We start from the raw sequence: 19,670 nt of genomic DNA, 5'->3' as shown, positions 1-19,670 counted from the left end.
TATTCGCCCGTGCTCAGGCCTTTTCCTGTTCCGCGAAAATGAGGGCCGCGCATCAGCCACTCTGCAGGTCGCTTGGGCTATGGCGCGGGCCGTGCCCGGCCGAACAGCTTATCTTTGCAGTCCCCGCTCCTGCCCCATTTATTCCGCATGAAAATCCTCCGCGTCCGCTTCCTCAACCTCAACTCTTTGCGCGGCGAACATTTCGTGGATTTCAGCATCGCGCCGCTGGCTGATGCGGGCCTGTTTGCCATTACCGGAGCCACCGGGGCAGGCAAAACTACCATCCTCGACGCCATTACGCTGGCCCTTTACGGCCAGGTACCCCGCCACGAAACCACGGGGCCCGAGCACGTAATGAGCCACGGTACGGGCGAGAGCTGGGCCGAGGTAGAGTTTGAGGTGAACGGGCAGCAGTACCGCAGCAAGTGGGGCCAGTACCGCGCCCGCAAGCGCGCCGGGGCCAACCTGCAGGATCCCAGAATGGAACTCAGTGAGCGGAAGCAGGCCGAAGACGGCACCGAAACCTGGGAGTTCCTGGAAACCTACAAGGCCAAGGTACCGCGCCGGGTGGCCGAGCTGAGCGGGCTCGAATACAAGCAGTTTCTGCGCTCGGTGCTGCTGGCCCAGGGCGACTTTACGCGGTTTCTGAAGGCCCCTGCTGGCGAGCGGGCCCAGCTGCTGGAAAAAATCACCGATACCAAGAAGTACTCCGACATTTCGCGGGCGGCTTTCGAGCGGGCCAAGCACGAAACCCAGCAGGTGGAACAGCTGCGTCAGGGCCTGAACGGGGTGGCGCTGCTCTCGCCCGAGGAAGCCGCTTTTCTGGAAGAAGAAGCCCAAAGCCTGACCCGCCAGCTGACCGAGGCCACTGCCCGCCAGGAGCAGCTGCGCGAAACCCAGCGCTGGCACCAACGCCTGCACGATTTGCAGCAGAAGCAGCTTGGAGTCGAACAGCGCCGTCGGCAGCTGGCCGCGCAGGCCGAAACCCTGGCTCCGCAGTGCCAGCGGCTGGCGCTACACCTGCAGGCGCTCCCCTTTGCCCCCGAGCTGGCGCTGCTGCGCCAGGATGCCGGGCAGCTGGCCCGCCTGCAAACTGAAACCGAACGCCTGCGCCAGCAGCTGCCCCAACTGCAGGAGCGCCGCGCCGCTGCCGAAACTGCCCACATCACTGCCCACGAGGCACTCGAAAGTGCCACCGCCACCCGTGAGGCCCAGGCCCCGGTGCTGCTGGCCGCCGAAAAGCTCGACCTGACTATCGTCCAGCAAGTCCGCGAGCTGGACGGCCGCCGCCAGGAATACGAACAGCGCAACGAAGCCTGCAAACGCCTGAACACCGAGTTAGCCGCCATCAGCGCCCGCAGCCAGCAGGCCCGCGAGCAGCTCGAAACAACCACGGCCTGGCTTCGCGAACATGGCCGCCGGGCTGAGATGCTGGACGCTTTTGCCACTTTTACGGGCTTGGTGCAGGACTGGGACCGGCTGCGCACCGAGGATGGCCAGCTAAACCTGCGCGTAACCACGCTGGCCAGCCGCCTGCACACGGCCGGGCAGCAGGAGCAGCAGGCCACCACTGCCGCCCGCCTCGCCCGCCAGCACCTCGAAGCCGCCGAGCAGCAAATTCAGGTTGCTGCCACCACCCGCGACGAGCGCCTGCGCCTGCTGCACCACCACATACAGACCCTGCGCCGGGAGCTGGCCGAAAAAGAAACCCACCGCGAAACCCAGCGCCAACTCGCCCAGGCCCAGCAGCTTATTCTCAGCCACGAGGAGGCCCGGCGGCAGCTGGAGCCCCACGCGCCCTGCCCGCTGTGCGGCGCTTTGGAGCACCCGTACGCAGCCGGCGTGCTCGGCCTTACCGATGCCGGCCTGGCGCAGGAGCAGGCCAAAGTGGAAAGCCTGACCCAGGAGGCCCACGCCCTCAACACCCGCATCAACCGCCTCAACACCTTCCTCAACCTACTCGAAAATGCCGGCGGCGACGCCAGCCGCGTAGCCCCCGACGCCCCGTTGCAGTTCGTGACGCCGGCCCGCGAGGAAGCCATACCCGCCGAAAGCCGGGCGCTGGTGCAACAGCTTCAGGACCTGAACAAGCAGCGGGCCGAAGCCGAAATGCAATTGGCCAGTGCCTTGGCCGGGCAGCTGGCCGCCCAGAATGCCCAGGTAGGCAGCCAGCAGGATTTGCACGAAACCCAGCAGCAGCTCCGGGACGTGCAGGAGCAGCTGCCCAGCGTGAAAAACCAGTTGGAAAGCCTGCTAACCAACTTTGGCCTGACCTTTACGGGGGAAAACGGAGCCGCCATGATCACGCAGCTCCGGGCCCTGGAGGCCGAGTTCAAGGCCCGCCAGGCCGAATTCAATAAAGCCAGCGAGCAGGTCAAAGCAGATCAGGTGCGCATCGACTACCTGATGGTTGAAAAGCAAAAAGCCCAGGTCTGGCTGCAGGAGAACAAGCAGGGTTTAGTGGATCAGAACCGTGCCATTGAGCAGCAGCGAGCCGAGCGGCTGGCCCTGTTGCCCGAGTCCGACGTGGCTGGAGTGCGGCAGACGCTAGAGCAGGCCGTGAAGTCGACCAGCCAGCGCCGCGAGCAGGCCGATGAGCAGTTCCGCCGGCACGATACGGCCCTTACGGTGGCCGCCGACCAGCTCCGCCAGCGCGAGCAGGACGCCGCGGCCCAGCAACTGGCCCACGACCAGCGCCACACAAGCCTCGCGGCGGCCCTGGCCGCAGCCGGCCTTGCCCCCGACCCCGCCGCGCTGTCGCCCCTGCTGCTACCCCAACCGGAGGCCGCCAGCCTGCAAACGCAGTTGCAGCAGCATGAGCAAGACGCAGCCCTGGCCGAGCGGGTGTTGCTGGATGCCACCACCGAGCTGGAGCAGCAGGTGGCCCGCGCCCGCACCACCGACGCCCCCGAGCATACCGCTCAGCAGCTGGCGGGTGCCAACGAGCAGCTGGCCATGCTTAACCAGCAGCTGGGGCAGCGCCAGGAGCGTCTCAGTGCCCACCGCGCCGGCCAGCAGCGCCACGCCGAGCTGGCCACGGCCCTCGAAAACCAGCAGCAGCAGGCCCTGCGCTGGCGGCACCTGGCCGAACTCATTGGCTCGGCCGACGGCAAGAAGTTCAGCGAATTTGCCCAGGGCCTCACGCTGGCCCGCCTCGTCGATCTGGCCAACCGCCACCTACACCGCTTCACCGACCGTTACCGCATCCTACGCCACGCCGAGCAGCACCTCGACCTGCTCATTCAGGACGAGTATCAGGCCGGGGCCGTACGCTCGATGAACTCGCTTTCGGGCGGTGAGAGCTTTCTGGTGAGCCTAGCGCTGGCCCTGGGCCTGTCGGAACTGGCCGGCCGCCGCACTCAAATCGACACGCTCTTCATCGACGAGGGCTTCGGCACACTCGACCCCGACACGCTCGATGTGGCCCTTTCGGCCCTCGAAATGCTGCAGGGCACCGGCAAAACCATCGGCATTATCTCGCACGTCGAAGCATTAAAGGAGCGCGTCAGCACCCAGATCAACGTGCGCAAAGGTACCGGCGGCATCAGCTCATTGCAGGTACTGGGGTTTGGAGAGTGAGAGGTAAGAAATGAGAGGTGAAGAGTGAGAACTGAGAAAAGGCACGTCATTCTGAGCGAAGCCGAAGAATCTCTATTGCTTCGTTGCAACCAACAGAATTACCATTGCGGTAGAGATTCTTCAACTGCGCTTTCGGCTTCGCTCGGAATGACGTGCCTTTTCTCAGTTCTCCATCTCCTCCTCTACCCCCGCCGCCTTCACTTCCGCCCAGCTCCAGTATTTTTTCGGCTCAATGCCTGCATATGCGGCACCGAAAAACGCTACCACTTCCCGTTCCAGCTCGGCGGGCACGATGGAGGAAGCAAAAATCGGACGCTGGTCGGGGTCGGCGTAGCGTTGCGCTTTGCTGAGGACGCGGCCACTCAGGCGCAGCAGCGGGCCGGTGTCGGTGATGCCGTCGTGGGTCCAGCGGCGGGTGGTGGTTTCCAGGTCGTTCAGGCGGTCGGCCAGGGCACCGAGGGGCAGGCGGGGTAGCGTGGGGCGGCTTTCCAGGTCAATCCAAGTGGTGTATTTGTACTCCAGCTCGTAGCGTTGGCCGTCGTAGAGGCTCAGCACCATATCAGTGCCGATGCTAGGACCGAACAGGGCATAGTAGGGCAATGGCTCGGGCGTCTGTACCACCGTCAGGCCGATGGCGGGGTAGCGGCGCACGGTGGTGACGGGGCCCTGCAACACGGCTACGGCTTGCTTTACGAGCGCAAACGCGGGCTCCCAGGCAGCGCGGCCGGCTTCGGGGTTTTCCAGCAGTTCGGCGAGGCGAGGCAGAAACCAGGCAAATTTTTCGGCCGAAGCTTCATCTTCGCGGCGGCGGCGGGCAGGAGCCCCAAAAGGCTCGTAGAAGCGGGCTTTTTCTTCGGCATTCAACCAGCTTACCAGTTGCAGCGCATGGTCGGCGAGTGGGTGCTGCCAGTCGATTTCGCGGAAGTCGCCGAGCGTGGCCACGAGGCGCAGCAGGGGTTCGTGGCGCAAGGCCAACTCGGGGTTCAGCAGCGCCCACACGCCCACAAATCCGTCAATATCGAAGTGATTAGCTGTTACGGCGCGAGCCTGCAAACCGGGCGTATCGGGGGCATGCAGGGCCCGCAGCGCCGAGCCGGCGCTGGTATCACCGCGCAGGGCAACGGGCGTGGCCGCCCCGCGCCAGTGCGCCAGCGTAAGCGCGGCACCCAGGCCCGTGCTGTCTACCACAATGGTTGGCTGGTGGCGCAATGCCTGAAAGGGAACGAAGTATCTGGACAATGAAAAGGGAAGCGAGAGGGAGGAAGTGAGAAAGCGCGTCATTCTCCATCTGGGGTAAGCGAAGCCGCAGGTGAAGTAAAAGCATCTCTAGCACAATACTAACGATGCGTAGCAGTTGTTCGGCTTCGTTGTGGACGATGAAAAAAGCCGTTCCCCCTTGCGTTTCATCGCCGCCCCGCACGCCGGTTACTGATACGTTCTACCCGGCTGCGGCGAATCCAGTGCAGGTATTTCTGCAGTTCCTCGGCCGTGCGCAGCTGTTCGATGCTGGCGTAGTGGCGGGCCAGGGCTTTGTTGTCGAGTAGCAGATGGATGGTACTGTGGCAGGGCTGGCAGAGGTCGGCGGTGGGGCCGTGGCGCCCTCCCTCCTCGCGGGGCACCAGATGGTGGCGCGACGTGCGCTGCACATCCCGCTCGCACAGCGCGCACCGGTGGCCACCCGACTCTTCGGCAGTTGTAGTGAAATCAATGGACATAAACGGACCTAACAGGTAGAATGGCCTGATGGGAAATAACACGCGACCGGTTGCCGGGTTTCGCAGGCTTTTCGGCGGTGTTTGGCGGTGCAGTCAGCTCCGCAAACAGGCTGACTGGCCAGTGCTTTAGACCCAGAAACCAAGCGGGCTTTCGACAGCTCCGGACTCGTTCCTTGCTTTCACTACTCGTCATTCAGATAATAATACAACCATGATAATTTAAATGCCATAATCTTGTAAAAATGATCTGGAGAGTATTTATATTTGGTTACTTCTTGTCTATATTCCCAAATATTACCCGGCTACCTAAGCACTGCCGGGAAGCAGGAACCACCTTCTCGTTGAATCTCTTTTTCACTTTTTTGCCGCCGTCTATGCGTCTTTCTACTCTTGATTTTATTTTGCGCCGACTGGTGCCCGCTGCTGCGCTGCTGTTGGTGCTGGCGGTTTTCTCCCCTTCGCAGGCGCGGGCCCAAACCTGGCTCGTATCCACCGAAACGTTTGCCAAGCTGGGCGTAGTAGATAAGTTCGGACAGCTGGGTGCCTACTCAGCTAAGTTCGTGGTAACCAGCCAGCGCACCGGCAAGGCGTTCATTCTGGTGAAGGAAATTGAGCGGGGCCAGAACGGGGTTGATGTGCTCTTCCCTTCGCTGGCTACTGAGGCCGACTACTTCAAGGCCTCTTCTGGTGAAGCTGGCACGGCCGCGCCCGGTGCCTACACCTGGGAGTGCCAGGTAAACGGCAAAAAAGTGGTGGGCGGCAGTTTCAGCTTCTCCGAAGTAGCCAACGACGTGAACCTGATAACCAAGCAATAAGCGGCAGACCAGTTTTTGTCTTTCCTCCTACCTAAAGCCCGGTGCTACAGCACCGGGCTTTTTGCATTCTGCCTGTTTGGCTCCGCTACTTTTGCCGGGCGGCTGCGTACCTATACCCACCGCTCGTTTTGGAGCCTGCCACCTTTCTACTACTCTCGTTATGCCTAAAAAGTCGTTTTCCGAACTCCTCAACAGCCCCGGCATGCCTGTCCTGGTTGATTTCTATGCCGATTGGTGCGGCCCCTGCAAAACGATGGCCCCCATTCTGGAGCAGGTAGCCAACCAGCATCAGGGTAAGCTCAAGGTTATTAAAATCGACGTTGACAAAAACCAGGCAGTGGCCCAGCAGTTTCGGGTCCAGAGTATTCCTACCCTGATTTTGTTTCATCAGGGGCAGCCGGTCTGGCGGCAGGCAGGCGTAGTGCCCGCGGCCCAGATAAGCCAAGCCATTCAAGGGGCCATCAAGTAGGCCCGAATGCGCAGCAAGTCAATCAGCACGCTGTAGGGGCGGGGCTTGTCCCCGCCCGCCGTTGAACGATTCCCGATGAAAGAGTACAATTAATGCGGCGCGAACGGCGGGCGGGGGCAAGCCCCGCTCCTACATCGTCCTGTATAGACCCACTTCGCAACTTGGATTATATACGTGCCATATCTGCCCGGAAAGGGCCGGCAACATTCGGCATGCTGCCGGGTTTGCAGAACGCGGGTGTACCTTTGCACGCTTAATGCACGGTTGGTTTCGATGATTTTACGCTTCGCTTTCGGGCTTTTTCTGCTGGCTTTCACACTATTGCCCGCCGCATCTTTTGCCCAGGCCCTCTACACCCTCAGTGGGTTGGTGAAAGCAGCCGGTAACGGCGAAATATTGCCCGGTGCCACTGTAGCAGTGCCCGCGCTGGGCCTCGGTGCCACTGCCGACGAAAAAGGGGCCTACCAGCTCACGCTGCCCGCTGGCCGCTACCAGCTGGTAGTATCGTTTATCGGCTATCAAAGCCTGAGCCGCGACTTAAACCTGACCCGCGACCAGCGCCAGAGCTTCCAGCTGACGGCGGCCGGCAACGAGTTGGGCGAAGTGGTAGTAGAGGGCAGCGGCACGCTGGAGCAGAAGCTGCAAACCACCCAGATGAGCATGGAGCGCCTCACGGCCAAGGAGGCTAAGCTGCTGCCCGCTTTGTTTGGCGAGGTCGATATTCTCAAAACCCTACAGCTCAAGCCCGGTGTGCAGAACGGCGGCGAAGGTACTACCGGTCTGTTTGTGCGCGGCGGCGCGGCCGACCAGAACCTGGTGCTGCTCGACGATGCGCTGGTATACAATCCCAGTCACCTGTTCGGGCTGTTTTCGGTGTTCAATTCGGATGCCGTGCAGTCGGTGGACTTGTACAAGGGCGGGTTTCCGGCCCAGTACGGCGGCCGTCTTTCGTCGGTGGTCGATGTGAAGATGCGCCCCGGCAACGCCGAGAAAATCGGCGTGAGTGGCGGCCTCGGCCTCATCTCGTCGCGCCTGGCGTTGGAAGGGCCGATCAAGAAAGGCAAGGGCGCGTTTCTGGTGGCCGGCCGCCGCACGTATTTCGACGTGTTCACGCGCCAGATCAACCGCCTCAACGCCGACGACCCCGAGTTTGACCCGATTCCGGACTACTACTTCTACGATTTCAACGCCAAGGCCAATTACAAGCTCGGCCCCAAAGATGAGCTGTTCCTGACCGGCTATTACGGCAACGACGTGTTTGGCTTCAACTCCCAGAACGGCTTCAACTTCGACTTCAACTGGGGCAACCGGGTGGCCTCGCTGCGCTGGAACCACGTGTACAACTCGCGGCTGTTTCTGAACACCACCGTTTCGTACACCGGCTATAAATACGAAATCACCAACCGCCTCGACCAGTTCAGCTTCAGCCTGGCCTCCGACATCCAGGATTTCACGCTGCGCTCCGACCTCGACTACCGGCCCAACGACCAGCACGAATTCCGCTTCGGGGCCACGCTCACCAACCACCGCTTTGGCACCGGTCGCCTGCAGGCCAGCTCCGAAGACGGGCGCATCAATTTCGGCTCCGATACCCGCTACAGCGGCCAAGAAGGGGCCGTGTACGCTTCCGACGTGTACAAACCCAACGATAAGTGGCAGTTCGAGTACGGCCTGCGGGCCTCGGGCTTCCAGTCGGAAGGTGCGGGCAACCGCTACGGGGGTCTGGAGCCCCGGGCCGCGGCCCGCTACGCCCTCAAATCCAACGTTTCGGTGAAGGCCAGTTACGCCCTGATGTACCAGTACGTGCATCTGGTAACCAACTCTGGAGCCTCGCTGCCCACCGATATCTGGTACCCCTCGCGCGAATCGGTGCTGCCGCAGCGCAGCCAGCAGGTGGCCGCCGGCGTGAGCTGGCTGCTCGGCGACGGCCGCTACCTGCTCACCAACGAGGTGTACTACAAGTGGGCCCAACGCCAGATTGACTTCAAGGACGGAGCCCAGCTGTTCGTGAATCCCGACCTCGACGGCGAGTTCCTGTTTGGCAAGGGCTGGGCCTACGGCAACGAACTGTACCTGGAGAAAAAGCAAGGTCGCCTCACGGGCTGGATTGGCTATACGCTGGCTTGGACCAACCGGCAGTTTCCGGCCCAGCGGGGCACGGCGGGCATCAACAACGGCAACTCGTTTTTCCCGATTTACGACCGTCGCCACAACCTGTCGGTGGTGGGTATCTACAATTTGTCGGAGCGCCTGAAGCTTACCAGCTCGTTCGTATTCAGCTCGGGCCAGCCTACCACGCTGCCGCAGGCACGTTTCCTGTTCCAAGATGTGTTTGGCGAGAATACCGGGCCGGTGCCGGTTTACCCGCAACGCAACACCACCCGGCTGGCTCCGGTCAACCGCCTCGATATTGGCGTGGTGTGGCAAATGAAGCCCACCCGCTGGATTCCGGCCGCCGACCTGACCTTCAGCATCTACAACGCCTACAACCGTCGCAACCCGTTCTTCGTCTTCTTCGAGCAGCTCGAAGACCCCGAGACCGAGGCAATTACCGGCTTCCGGGCCCGGCAAGTGTCGTTGTTTCCAGTGATTCCGTCGGTTACCTACAACTTTAAATTCTGAGCACGGATGAGGCATACTGATAAGGTTTCGCGCATGTTGTGCTCGGCGCGGGCCGGGCTGCTGGCCACGGGCCTTACGCTGGCCGGGCTGGCGGGCGGGCTGGCCGGCTGCGGGCTGCAGAAGGATATTGACGTAGTGCTGCCGGTGCTGCCGGCCCAGCTGGTAGTGGAGGCCTACCTGGAAAACGGGCAGGTGCCGCGTCTCACCGTCACCGAGTCGGTGCCCTACCTGAGTGCCCCCACCCCCACCGTTCCCACCGAAGTAGCCGTTACACTGACGCTGCCCGACGGCAGCCGCGAAAACCTGCGCTTCGCCCCGGGCCTCGACCGGCGCACGGGCAAAGCCTACACCCACATCGGCACCCGTCCGCTAAGCCCCCAGCCGGGCCAGCGGTTTCAGCTCGAAGTAACCGACAACAAGGGCCGGCGCGTAACGGGTACGGCCACCATGCCCGGCCGCATCCCCATCGATACGGTGGAGTGGCAGTTCAACGACCGGGAGCCCGAATTCCGCGAGGCCCTGATTCTGACCCGTTTCCGCGACCCGGCCACCCCGCTCAACTTCTACCGGCTGATGATCCATAAGGACAGCATCAACGACAACCCCGAGAGCGAGTTTGTCGTGCAGGACCGCCTCAACAATGGCGAAGAATTCACGCTCGGCACCAGCTACCGCTTCCGCCCCAACGATACGGTGGTCGTTACCCTTTTCCACCTAGACCAAGCCTACAACAACTTTCTGGAGTCGGTGGAAGATGCGCGAAACGCTAATGGCAACCCCTTCTCGCAACCGGCCGGCATCCGCAGTACCGTGGAAGGTGGGTTAGGCGTATTCACGGTGCTCAGCTACGACCGACGCACCGTAATTGTGCGCTGATAACGTAAAAACGGCTCCCGACTCTGTAGAGTCGGGAGCCGGTGACAGCGGCGTAGCGGCTGAGTGTAGCGTCTTCGTCCAGCAGTAGCACGCTTCCGCTTTCCTTCCTCATAAAGCGCCCCCGCACGAGTTCAGTGGTACTCCTGTGTGGGTAATGGTGTTGGTTATGGGGTTGATGCAGCAGTGCTATACAGCCGGCTGGCACTCGCGGCATACACCCGCCAGCAAGTAGTCGCGGCTGACGACCTGGAACTGGGCGGGCAGCGTAACGGCCGGAATGGCGACCTGGTTGAGACAGTAGATATGCTGGCAGATGGTGCATTTGAAATGCACATGGTTATCGAAGTGGGCCTTGGCGCTGCACTCAATCGAGCAGGCGGCGTAGCGAACAACGTCGGTGGAATCGATGACCCGATGAATCAGCCCACTTTCTTCGAACGATTTGAGGGTGCGGTAGAGTGTGATGCGGTCGGTACCGGCAGGCAACTGCTGCTCTATCTCACTACCCGACAGTGCGAAGGCGGCATCAGCCAGCACCTGCAATACGCTTCGGCGTACGGGTGTCTGGCGCAAGCCGTGTTGGCTCAGGGTTCGAACAAGTCGGTCGGCGGCGGTAGGCATGGGGATGGAAGGATAAATACCTGGCTGCAGGCCGGAGCGAGCATGCCGGGCGAATAACTACAAAAGTAACAAAGTTGCAGCTGGGCCCAATAGGCCGGCTCGAAACCCGATCAGTGGGCAAAGTCCGATATTCGGTATTATATTTGGCCCAACAAGCTACACTGTTGCACGTGCAAACTCTTCGTTCCCGACTGGCCCTGTTGCTGCTGATCTGCTTTACGCGGGTTCTGCTGCCGGAGGCGTGGGTACTGAACCTGCACGCACACGAGCACACCACCGAGGAGCCCAGCTTGGCTCCCGGGGAGCTACACGGCAAAACTGTGCTCAGTGCCGAGCACAAGCACTGCATCGTCGACAACTTCTGTCACGTGCCATTCCAAGCAAGCGCGCCAGTTGAGTTGCCGCTTGTATTTGCCGCTTACCAAGTGCCGGCTTCCGCGGCCGTACTGCCCGCCTGGCAGGATGCCCGCACCCCGGCCGCCGACTCGCGCGGCCCGCCCCACCGGATATAGTTCAGCGGCCTGTTGGTGGCGCTATGGTACCTGCTCCGGATAATTTTCCGATGAGCAGCGGGCACAGGCAAACAACTGTTTCCCAACTGTAAGCACGCTTGCTTCTATCCGAAGCCCTGCTTCCCCCGACGGCCGGTTTTATATTCCCCGGCTTCCCTTCCCTATTTCATGCGTATCCGAATTCCGGGCAGCCCGGAGTTGCCCCGGCTGTGGCTGAGCCTACTGCTCGTGCTGGGCATGGCGGGCACACGGCCGCCAGCCCAGGCCCAGGTGCCGGCGCTTGCCGAAGCCTGTGCGCTGTCGTTGAGCGGCCGCGTGGCCGACCATGAGTCGCGGGCCGACCTGCCGGGCGCAACAGTGGTGCTGCTCGAAACCCAGCAGGCTACCCAGACCGATAACGCGGGCAACTTTCATTTCCACCTCTGCCCCGGCCTCTACCATGTACGGGTAACGTTTGTGGGCTACGAACCCGAAACGACCGAACTACGCGTGGACCGGGCCGTAGTCCGCGACTTCCGGCTGCACCCCAATGCAGTTATGTTGCGCGGGGCCAATATCCGCGGCGAGCGGGTAACAGCCCCCGTGAGCCAGCCTACGGCCACGCTCAGTGGGCAGGAGTTGCAACAAACCCGCGGGGAAACGCTGGGCGAGGCACTGCAGAATATTGCGGGTGTAACGGCCATCCAGACGGGTCCGAGCATTTTCAAGCCGATGATTCATGGGCTGCACTCCAACCGCCTCACCATCCTCAACAATGGGGTGCGGCAGGAAGGCCAGCAATGGGGCCAGGACCACGGCCCCGAAATCGACCCGTTCAGTGCCTCCCGCCTGACGGTGGTGAAGGGCGCGGCCAGCGTCAGGTATGGGTCCGACGCCATTGGGGGCGTAGTGCTGGTGGAACCCAAGCCCCTGCGCGACTCGGCAGGCACCGGTGCCGAACTACACTTGGTGGGTATAACCAACAACGGCATGGGTGCTGCTTCGGGAATGCTGGAAGGCAACCTGCACCAGCTGCCGGCCCTCAGCTGGCGGGTGCAGGGTACGGCCAGGCGGGCCGGTACCATGCGGGCGCCCGGCTACTACCTGCGCAACTCGGGGTTCTCAGAATACAGCTTTTCGGCCGCCGCCGGCTGGCGCAAAGACAGCTACGGGCTCGACGTATTTTACAGTCAGTTTCACACCCAACTCGGGATTCTGCCGGCCGCCGAGGTGGGCAACCCCTCCGACTTGGTGCGGGCCATTGCCCGGGCCCGACCCCTGGAAACCGGGGGTTTCAGCTATGCCATAAACCGGGCCTACCAACAGGTGCGCCACGATTTGGGCCGGCTCACGGGCTTCATACGCACCGGTTCGGCGGGCCGGCTGTCGGCTACCCTGGGCCAGCAGATTGACTACCGCGACGAGTACGACCGTAACCGCCCCCGCAACAACAACCTGGCTGCCCGCAACCTGCCCGAACTCAGCTACACCAACCGCACCAGCACCGCCGAGTTGCTCTGGGAGCACCGGCCCTGGCGCAATTTTACGGGTAGCGTGGGCCTGGCCGGCACCTACCAGGCCAACCGCTACACGCCCGGCAGCCGGCAGTTCATCCCCTTTTACACCAGCACAAGTGGAGGAGCTTTCTGGATTGAACGCTGGCAGAAAGACAAGTGGCTGCTGGAAGCCGGGGCCCGCCTCGACCGGCGCGACTTACAGGTACGGCGCGGCGACCGGGATGCCAACGGCGTGTTTTTCGTGGACCGCAGCCGGTTTCAGTACACCACCCCGGCCGCCTCGCTGGGAGCCACCTTCGACCCAACCGCTCACCTGACCCTCAACCTGGCTACCGGCCTCACGCGCCGCGCCCCGGCCGCCAACGAGCGGTTCAGCGACGGCGTGCACAATGCCCAGTACGAGTTGGGCTACGACCTGGTGCCCGGCAACGGTGCGCTGGTACCCGAAACGGCTCTGAACGTAGGCCTGACGGCCACCTGGCACAACAATCCGCGCCTGAACGGCGAAATCACACTCTACCAGACGCGCATCACCGACTTCATCTACCAGGTGCCCATTTTACCGCCCGTAGTTACCATTCGGGGCGCGCTCATCAGCCGGCAGTACCAACAAACCGATGCCACGCTGCGCGGCGCTGATATAACGGGCAGCTACCAACTGGCCCCGCGCTGGCTGCTGACGGCCAAGGGCTCGGTGGTGCGCGCCCGCGACACCCGCGCCGATGAATGGCAGATTTTGATGCCTGCCGACCGGGCCGAAATAGCGGTGCGCCATGATTTTGCCGACCAGCCGGGCGGGAGCCTGAGCCAGCGTTACGTGCAGTTGGGCGGCAGCGCGGTAGCCCGCCAGACCCGCGTACCGGACAACTATGCCGCCCGCGACTACAAGGCCCCACCCGCCGGCTACGCGCTGCTGGGCCTGCAGGCCGGTACCACGCTGCACTGGGGCCGCCTGCCGCTCGAAGTAAGCGTGGCCGGCTCCAACTTGCTCAACCACCGCTACCGCGACTACCTCAACCGCTACCGCTACTTCGCCGACGAGATGGGCCGCAACGTGACGCTACGCGTGCGTGTGCCGCTGGCTTTCTGAGTTGTTGGCCGACAGCCCGGTAGCACAAGCTTTCGACCTTGTTTTTTTCTCCAAAAACTCCTTTTCAAAACTTCACCCTTTATTCCTTTTTACCATGAAAAACCTGTTGCACACCCCCGCCCGCCTATTGATGCTCTCGATGCTGGCCACCGCGCCGTTGTTCAGCGCCTGCTCGGATAATGACGACCCCACGCCCGACGAGGATAACGAGCAGATTACCACCGTTACCTACACGCTGACCCCCTTGAGCGGCGGGGCACCGGTAACCGTGAGCTACCGCGACTTGGATGGCGACGGGGGCTCCGCACCTGTTATCGGCAGCCTGAACCTGGCACCCAACACTACTTACACCGGCGTCGTTACGTTGCTCGACGAAACCAAAAACCCAGCCACCGACATCTCGGCCGAAGTGCGGGCCGAAGCCGATGAGCACCTACTGGTGTTTGAGCCGGCCCCGGCCAACTTGGTGACCGTAACGCGCACCGACAAGGACCAGAATAACCTAGAGGTAGGCCTGCAAACCCGCCTTATAACGACGGGTAGCGCCTCGGGCACGCTCAAAGTCACGCTCCGTCATCAGCCCGGTGCCAAAAACGGCACCTTCGCCCCCGGCAGCACCGATGTGGAAGTGGTGTTTCCGACCACAGTGCGCTAAGCTTCGCAGTGATTAGGCGGCCGGCTGCAACCGGCCACCTTACTTTTTTCTCCCGGTTTGGTTGTGGAGATACGCAGGAAGGCACCCGTCATTGGCGGGTGTTTTCTTTTTTGCGCCGGATTGCCGTCAGATTGCCACCTTTGCCCTGCTGCCCGGCTCCTCAACATAACCCACTGCACCTTAGCCATGCGTAACCCTACCGTAGCCGCCATACTTGGTCTGATGACCCTGCCCTTGGTGGCGTCGCAGTGCGAAGAAGACTTACCGCAGCCAGTCATAACGGTGGCCGCCTTCACCCAAGCCGGCACTTGGTATCTAAGTGAGTATAAAACCGCCGGCCAGATAACCAGGGCCGACTCCATCAAAGACCGGTTTGCGTTGCGCTTCGCCCCCGACAGCAGCTACCGCCGCATTCTGCTCAGCAACAGCTCTGAAACGGCCGGCACCTGGAAACTCACCGGCTCCCATAACCGTCGGCTCCACCTTACCGACCCCACAGGCGACCAGCAGGATTTCTACGTGGAAGCCATCAATGCAGAATCTTTGTTCCTCTACCGCGACCGGGGCGGCCCAGCGGGGTCTTTTATGTTTAAAACCGTGCGATAGAGTGACACTCCACCCGCTGGCGCTCCCCGCCACGCTCCACTTAACCTGAAAGCCCCTAACTTCCGTGCCGATATCAGGGGCTTTCAGGGTAAGTAAGCCATGCCCGGAGCCGACAACCGCCCTTACAGCTTCCCCAGCACAGCCTTAATCAGGGCCGTGAGCCGGGGCTCGGCGGTGGCAGCGGTAGCCAGGATGTCGGCGATGTTGACCTTTTTGAGCTTGCCGGGGGCGCACAGATCGGTGATGACCGACACGGCCAGCACCGGCAGGCCCATCTGGACGGCGGCAATTACCTCGGGCACCGTGCTCATGCCCACGGCATCGGCCCCGATGGTGCGCAGGTAACGGTATTCGGCGGGCGTTTCGAGCATGGGGCCGGGCAGGCTGGCGTACACGCCGCGGCGCATATACTGGCTCAGGCCCAGGTCGCGGGCCGCCTCCTCGGCGAGGCTCAACAGGCGCAGGTCGTAGGGCTCCAGCATATCGGGGAAGCGCGGGCCCAGCTCGTCGAGGTTTTGGCCTACGAGCGGGTTGGTAGGCTGCAAGTTGATGTGGTCTTCGAGCAGCATCAGGTCGGCGTAGTCGTAGTCGGGGTTGATGCCGCCGCTGGCGTTGCTAACGAACAGGTTGCGGATGCCCAGCAGCTTCATCACGCGCACCGGAAACACCACCTGCTGCATGCTGTAGCCTTCGTAGAAGTGGAACCGCCCGTGCATGACGAGTACCTTTTTGCCCGCCAGCGTGCCCGCCAGCAGCTCGCCGGCATGGCTTTCCACCGTCGAAACCGGGAAGTGCGGAATATCGGCGTAGCTGAAGCGGTGCGCCACCTCAATTTCGTTGGCCAGCGCGCCCAGCCCGGTGCCGAGGATGATGCCCGCCTCGGGGCGGAAGTCCTGCAGGGTTTTCTGGAGGTAAGCGGTGGCTTCGTGGAGTTGCTGCATGCTGATTTTTGATAAAACGTCATTCAGAGCGAAGCGAAGAATCTCGCTTGCTGACACTGCAAAGTAAGGGCACCCCCTTGTTACTATTGCAATGTCAGCAAGCGAGATTCTTCGCTTCGCTCTGAATGACGTTCATCTACACGCCAAAAACCAACCTTACCGCACGTTCAGCTCGAAGGGCAGGCGGGCCTGGGCGCCACGCATCTCCGAGAGCTGCTTGTACTGCACGTACATGGGGTAGAACGGGCCCATTTCTTCCTTCACGGCCCGCAGACGGGCCTCGGCGCCGAACGAGCTGAACAGCTCCTCGGCGAAGGTTTTCTGGCGGGGCAGCTGCTGAATGCGGTACTCGCCCTCCTTCAGCTTGGCCCGGCGGGCGGCAATGCGCAACGCATCGTCCATCGAGCCCAGCACATCTACCAGGCCACGGGCCTTGGCATCGGTACCCGACCATACCCGGCCCGAAGCGAACCGGCGCAGGCGCTCGACGGGCATGTTGCGGCCGGCCGCGGCTTTGGTGGTGAAGTCGGCGTAGATGCGGTTGATTTCCTGCTGAAACTGCTGCTGCTCGTAGGGCGTGAGGGCGCGCGTTACGGTGGGAAAGTCGGAGAATTCGCCGGTGGTTACGCGGTCAGTCGTGATGCCGATTTTGTCGCTCAGGAAAGGGCCCAGGTTGGGCAGCACGCCAAACACGCCAATCGAGCCGGTGATGGTGGTGGGGTGAGCCACAATGGTGTCGCAGCCCATGGCAATGAAGTAGCCGCCCGAAGCCGCCACATCCGACATGCTGGCAATAACGGGCTTGGCTTTCTTGGTCAGCATCACTTCGCGGTAGATGATGTCGGAAGCCAGCGATGAGCCGCCGGGCGAGTTGATGCGCAGCACCACGGCCTTCACGTTGTCATCGAGGCGGGCCTTGCGAATGGCTTCGGCAAAGCGGGTGCTGCCGATGCTGTTGTTACCGCCTTTGCCGGTTACAATGTCGCCCTCGGCGTACACCACGGCAATGCGGTTGCTACTGCTGTTGGTGTCGTCCTCGTTGTTTTTGGCGTAGTCGCCCAGGGCCAGCAGGCTCAGCTTGGCATCTTTTTTCAGGCCCAGCTTGCCCTTCATGTAGTCGGTGGCCTGGTCGTAGTAGCCCAGGTCGGTTACCAGCTTCAGGCGCTTGGCGTCGTCGGCGTTGTGCACTAGCATCGAGTCCGAAATCACCTTCAGGCGGGCCGGAGCAATGCTGCGGCTGGCGGCCACATCGGCCAGCATGGCGTTGTTGAGCGAGTTGAGGAAGGTCGAAGTCTGCAGCCGCGCCGAGTCGGACATGCTGGTGCGGAAGTAAGGCTCGACGGCGCTCTTGTAGGTACCCACCCGGAAAATCTGCACCTCCACGCCCAGCTTATCGAACAAGCCTTTGAAGTAGGTTGGCTCCGAGCTCAGGCCGTTGAATTCGAGCGTGCCCTGGGGGTTGAGGTAGAGCTTATCGGCCACCGAGGCCAAGTAGTAGCTCTTCTCCGACTGCGCATCGGCGTAGCTCACGATGAATTTGCCGCCTTTCTTGAACTCCAGCAGTTCGTGGCGGATTTCCTCCAGCGAGGCCATGCCGCCCTGCACCAACTCCAGATTCAGGAAAATGCCCTTAATGTCGTCGTCCTTGGTAGCGCGGCGGATGGCGGTTTTCAGTTCGTGCAGCCCCAGCGTGCTGGTCTGCCCGCCCGAGAAACTGGCCAACGGATTATCGAAGCCCCGCTCGCCAATCGGCTTGTCCAGCTTGAGCTCCAGCACCGAGTTTTTGGCCACGGTAATGGTTTTGTCCGACGAGGCCAGCCCGGCAATCAGCGCCAGCAGCAGCAGCGAGCTGACGATGCTCAGAATGACAACGCCGGTGATGGTGGCGAGCACGTATTTAAAGAACTGTCGCATGGAGATAAGCTAGGCAAGTGAGGTCTGATAACAAATGTAAGCGCTTTGCTGCCCCGCCGCCGGCTATTCAACCAACAGCCTGTTTTGCGGCCGGAACGACGTAGGGGCGGGGCTTGCCCCCGCCCGCTGTTGGAACCATTCCAACAGTTTTGTTCAATGGCGTTAACGGCGGGCGGGGGCAAGCCCCGCCCCTACATCGTTCCGGCCTGCTGTTTACCGATAACCGTTCAATGGCGGGCGGGGGCAAGCCCCGCCCCTACATGCCGTACTTCTGGCCCCACAGCTCCCGCAGCCGCTCGCGGGCTTTGGTTTCGGCGGGGTTGTCGGCGGGCTGGTAGAAGGTGGTGCCGCTCAAGGGCTCGGGCAGGAACTCCTGGTAGGCGAAGTGGCCGGGGTAATCGTGCGAGTACTGGTACTGGCTGCCGTAATCGAGTTCCTTCATGAGCTTGGTGGGGGCGTTGCGCAGCGGAAGCGGCACGGGCAGCACGCCCTGCTGGCGCACCAGCGCCCGCGCCGCCCGTATGGCCTTGTAGCTGGCGTTGCTCTTGGGCGAAGTGGCGAGGTACACCACCGTCTGGCCCAGAATAATATCCGACTCGGGCATGCCGATAATCGTAACGGCCTGGAAGCAGCTCTGGGCCAGAATCAGGGCGTTGGGATTGGCCAGGCCCACGTCTTCGGAGGCTAGAATGAGCAGCCGACGGGCAATGAACTTCACGTCCTCACCGCCTTCGAGCATCACGGCCAGATAGTAAAGGGCCGCATTGGGGTCGGAGCCACGGATGCTTTTGATGAAGGCCGAAATGACGTCGTAGTGCATCTCGCCACCCTTGTCGTAGCGGGCCAGGCGCTGCTGGGCCAGCTGCTGCACGCTCTCATCGGTGAGCACGATTTCGCCGGTTTTGGGGTCGGGCCGGGTGGCTTCCACCACAATATCGAGCAGGTTGAGCAGCTTGCGGGCATCGCCACCCGAGATGGTGAGTAGGGCGCCGTAGTCCTGCACGCGCACTTTTTTCAGCCTGAGCACTTCGTCTTCGGCCAGGGCTTTATTTACGAGGCCAGTAAGTACGTCTTTGCCCAGCGGCTCCAGCACGTACACCTGCGAGCGGCTCAGCACGGCCGGAATCACTTCAAACGAGGGGTTTTCGGTGGTGGCCCCGATGAGCGTAACGATGCCCTGCTCCACGGCCCCAAGCAGCGCATCCTGCTGGCTTTTGCTGAAACGGTGAATTTCATCAATGAACAGAATGGTACCTGGCTGCCGGCGGGCCCGCTCAATTACCTCGCGCACGTCTTTCACGCCCGCATTCACGGCGCTCAGCGAAGCGAAGGGCTTGCCCAGCTCGGCGGCCAGCAGGTTGGCCAGCGTGGTTTTGCCCACGCCCGGCGGCCCCCACAAAATCAGCGAAGGCAGCCGTCCGGCGTTCAGGTAGCGCCGCAACACGCCTTCCGGGCCGATGAGGTGCTGCTGGCCAGCGTACTCGGCCAGCGTGCGGGGCCGCATGCGCTCGGCCAGCGGGGCGTTGGCAGCCGGTTGGGCCGGTTGGCTTGATTTAGGCGCGGGGTCGGAATCGAAAAGAGAGCCGGTGGACATTTTTTTGAGATTTAAGCTGCAAGCTACAAGCTTCGGGCGGGAGGCTGTAGAGACGCCATAGTTTGCGTCTCGTCGTTGCACGGCTCGGGTCAGGAAGCTAAGCAAACAACATCAGCAACGACGAGACGCAAACTATTGCGTCTCTACAACCGTCCATTATCCTAT

At 62.0% G+C, this 19,670-nt stretch carries 15 protein-coding genes; 9 read left to right on the top strand and 6 right to left on the bottom strand.

The window, feature by feature from the left end:
* The first annotated feature begins 147 nt into the window (after window positions 1–147).
* The gene (locus HW554_RS12225) at window positions 148–3,579 is read left to right on the top strand and encodes an AAA family ATPase (RefSeq protein WP_176908877.1); all 3,432 of its coding nucleotides are present in this window, start codon (window positions 148–150) and stop codon (window positions 3,577–3,579) included.
* 162 nt (window positions 3,580–3,741) lie between these two features.
* Here the strand turns inward: HW554_RS12225 and HW554_RS12220 are convergent, their stop codons facing one another.
* A complete protein-coding gene (locus HW554_RS12220) occupies window positions 3,742–4,860 on the bottom strand; it encodes a DUF6687 family protein (protein WP_246285208.1) in 1,119 nt (372 codons plus the stop codon).
* 122 nt (window positions 4,861–4,982) lie between these two features.
* Complete coding sequence (locus HW554_RS12215; protein ID WP_176908876.1) at window positions 4,983–5,294, bottom strand: HNH endonuclease; 312 nt, start codon at window positions 5,292–5,294, stop codon at window positions 4,983–4,985.
* Between the two features lie 374 nt (window positions 5,295–5,668).
* Between HW554_RS12215 and HW554_RS12210 the strand changes: the two genes are divergently transcribed.
* The 4 genes from HW554_RS12210 to HW554_RS12195 all read left to right on the top strand — a co-directional run bounded on the left by HW554_RS12210 (window position 5,669) and on the right by HW554_RS12195 (window position 10,076).
* The gene (locus tag HW554_RS12210) at window positions 5,669–6,109 is read left to right on the top strand and encodes a hypothetical protein (RefSeq protein WP_176908875.1); all 441 of its coding nucleotides are present in this window, start codon (window positions 5,669–5,671) and stop codon (window positions 6,107–6,109) included.
* A 160-nt stretch (window positions 6,110–6,269) separates the two neighbouring features.
* A complete protein-coding gene (trxA, locus tag HW554_RS12205) occupies window positions 6,270–6,578 on the top strand; it encodes a thioredoxin (protein ID WP_176908874.1) in 309 nt (102 codons plus the stop codon).
* 273 nt (window positions 6,579–6,851) lie between these two features.
* Entirely contained in the window at window positions 6,852–9,200 is a 2,349-nt protein-coding gene (locus HW554_RS12200) for a TonB-dependent receptor (RefSeq protein WP_176908873.1), read from the top strand.
* A gap of 6 nt (window positions 9,201–9,206) precedes the next feature.
* Window positions 9,207–10,076, top strand: a complete 870-nt coding sequence (locus tag HW554_RS12195) for a DUF4249 domain-containing protein (protein WP_176908872.1) — start codon at window positions 9,207–9,209, stop codon at window positions 10,074–10,076.
* A gap of 186 nt (window positions 10,077–10,262) precedes the next feature.
* Here HW554_RS12195 and HW554_RS12190 read toward each other — a convergent pair whose 3' ends face one another.
* Entirely contained in the window at window positions 10,263–10,697 is a 435-nt protein-coding gene (locus tag HW554_RS12190) for a Fur family transcriptional regulator (RefSeq protein WP_176908871.1), read from the bottom strand.
* 170 nt (window positions 10,698–10,867) lie between these two features.
* Here HW554_RS12190 and HW554_RS12185 point away from each other — a divergent pair, with 170 nt between their 5' ends.
* The 4 genes from HW554_RS12185 to HW554_RS12170 all read left to right on the top strand — a co-directional run bounded on the left by HW554_RS12185 (window position 10,868) and on the right by HW554_RS12170 (window position 15,056).
* Window positions 10,868–11,209, top strand: a complete 342-nt coding sequence (locus tag HW554_RS12185; RefSeq protein ID WP_176908870.1) for a hypothetical protein — start codon at window positions 10,868–10,870, stop codon at window positions 11,207–11,209.
* A 168-nt stretch (window positions 11,210–11,377) separates the two neighbouring features.
* The gene (locus tag HW554_RS12180) at window positions 11,378–13,795 is read left to right on the top strand and encodes a TonB-dependent receptor (RefSeq protein WP_176908869.1); all 2,418 of its coding nucleotides are present in this window, start codon (window positions 11,378–11,380) and stop codon (window positions 13,793–13,795) included.
* A 94-nt stretch (window positions 13,796–13,889) separates the two neighbouring features.
* The gene (locus tag HW554_RS12175; protein ID WP_176908868.1) at window positions 13,890–14,450 is read left to right on the top strand and encodes a hypothetical protein; all 561 of its coding nucleotides are present in this window, start codon (window positions 13,890–13,892) and stop codon (window positions 14,448–14,450) included.
* 186 nt (window positions 14,451–14,636) lie between these two features.
* Window positions 14,637–15,056: a lipocalin-like domain-containing protein gene (locus tag HW554_RS12170; protein ID WP_176908867.1), complete on the top strand. Its 420-nt coding sequence runs from the start codon at window positions 14,637–14,639 to the stop codon at window positions 15,054–15,056.
* Window positions 15,057–15,178: 122 nt separating this feature from the next.
* Here HW554_RS12170 and HW554_RS12165 read toward each other — a convergent pair whose 3' ends face one another.
* The 3 genes from HW554_RS12165 to HW554_RS12155 form a co-directional block, all read right to left on the bottom strand.
* Complete coding sequence (locus tag HW554_RS12165; RefSeq protein WP_176908866.1) at window positions 15,179–15,997, bottom strand: purine-nucleoside phosphorylase; 819 nt, start codon at window positions 15,995–15,997, stop codon at window positions 15,179–15,181.
* A gap of 156 nt (window positions 15,998–16,153) precedes the next feature.
* Window positions 16,154–17,911, bottom strand: a complete 1,758-nt coding sequence (gene sppA / locus HW554_RS12160; RefSeq protein ID WP_176908865.1) for a signal peptide peptidase SppA — start codon at window positions 17,909–17,911, stop codon at window positions 16,154–16,156.
* A gap of 256 nt (window positions 17,912–18,167) precedes the next feature.
* On the bottom strand, window positions 18,168–19,415 hold the full coding sequence (locus HW554_RS12155) for a replication-associated recombination protein A (protein WP_176908906.1): 1,248 nt from the start codon (window positions 19,413–19,415) through the stop codon (window positions 18,168–18,170).
* Window positions 19,416–19,670: the final 255 nt, after the last annotated feature.

The sequence above is a fragment of the Hymenobacter lapidiphilus genome, assembly GCF_013377885.1.
Taxonomy (GTDB): domain Bacteria; phylum Bacteroidota; class Bacteroidia; order Cytophagales; family Hymenobacteraceae; genus Hymenobacter; species Hymenobacter lapidiphilus.
Note: the sequence above shows the minus strand (reverse complement) of the source record. Positions and strands in the feature narration are given on the sequence as shown.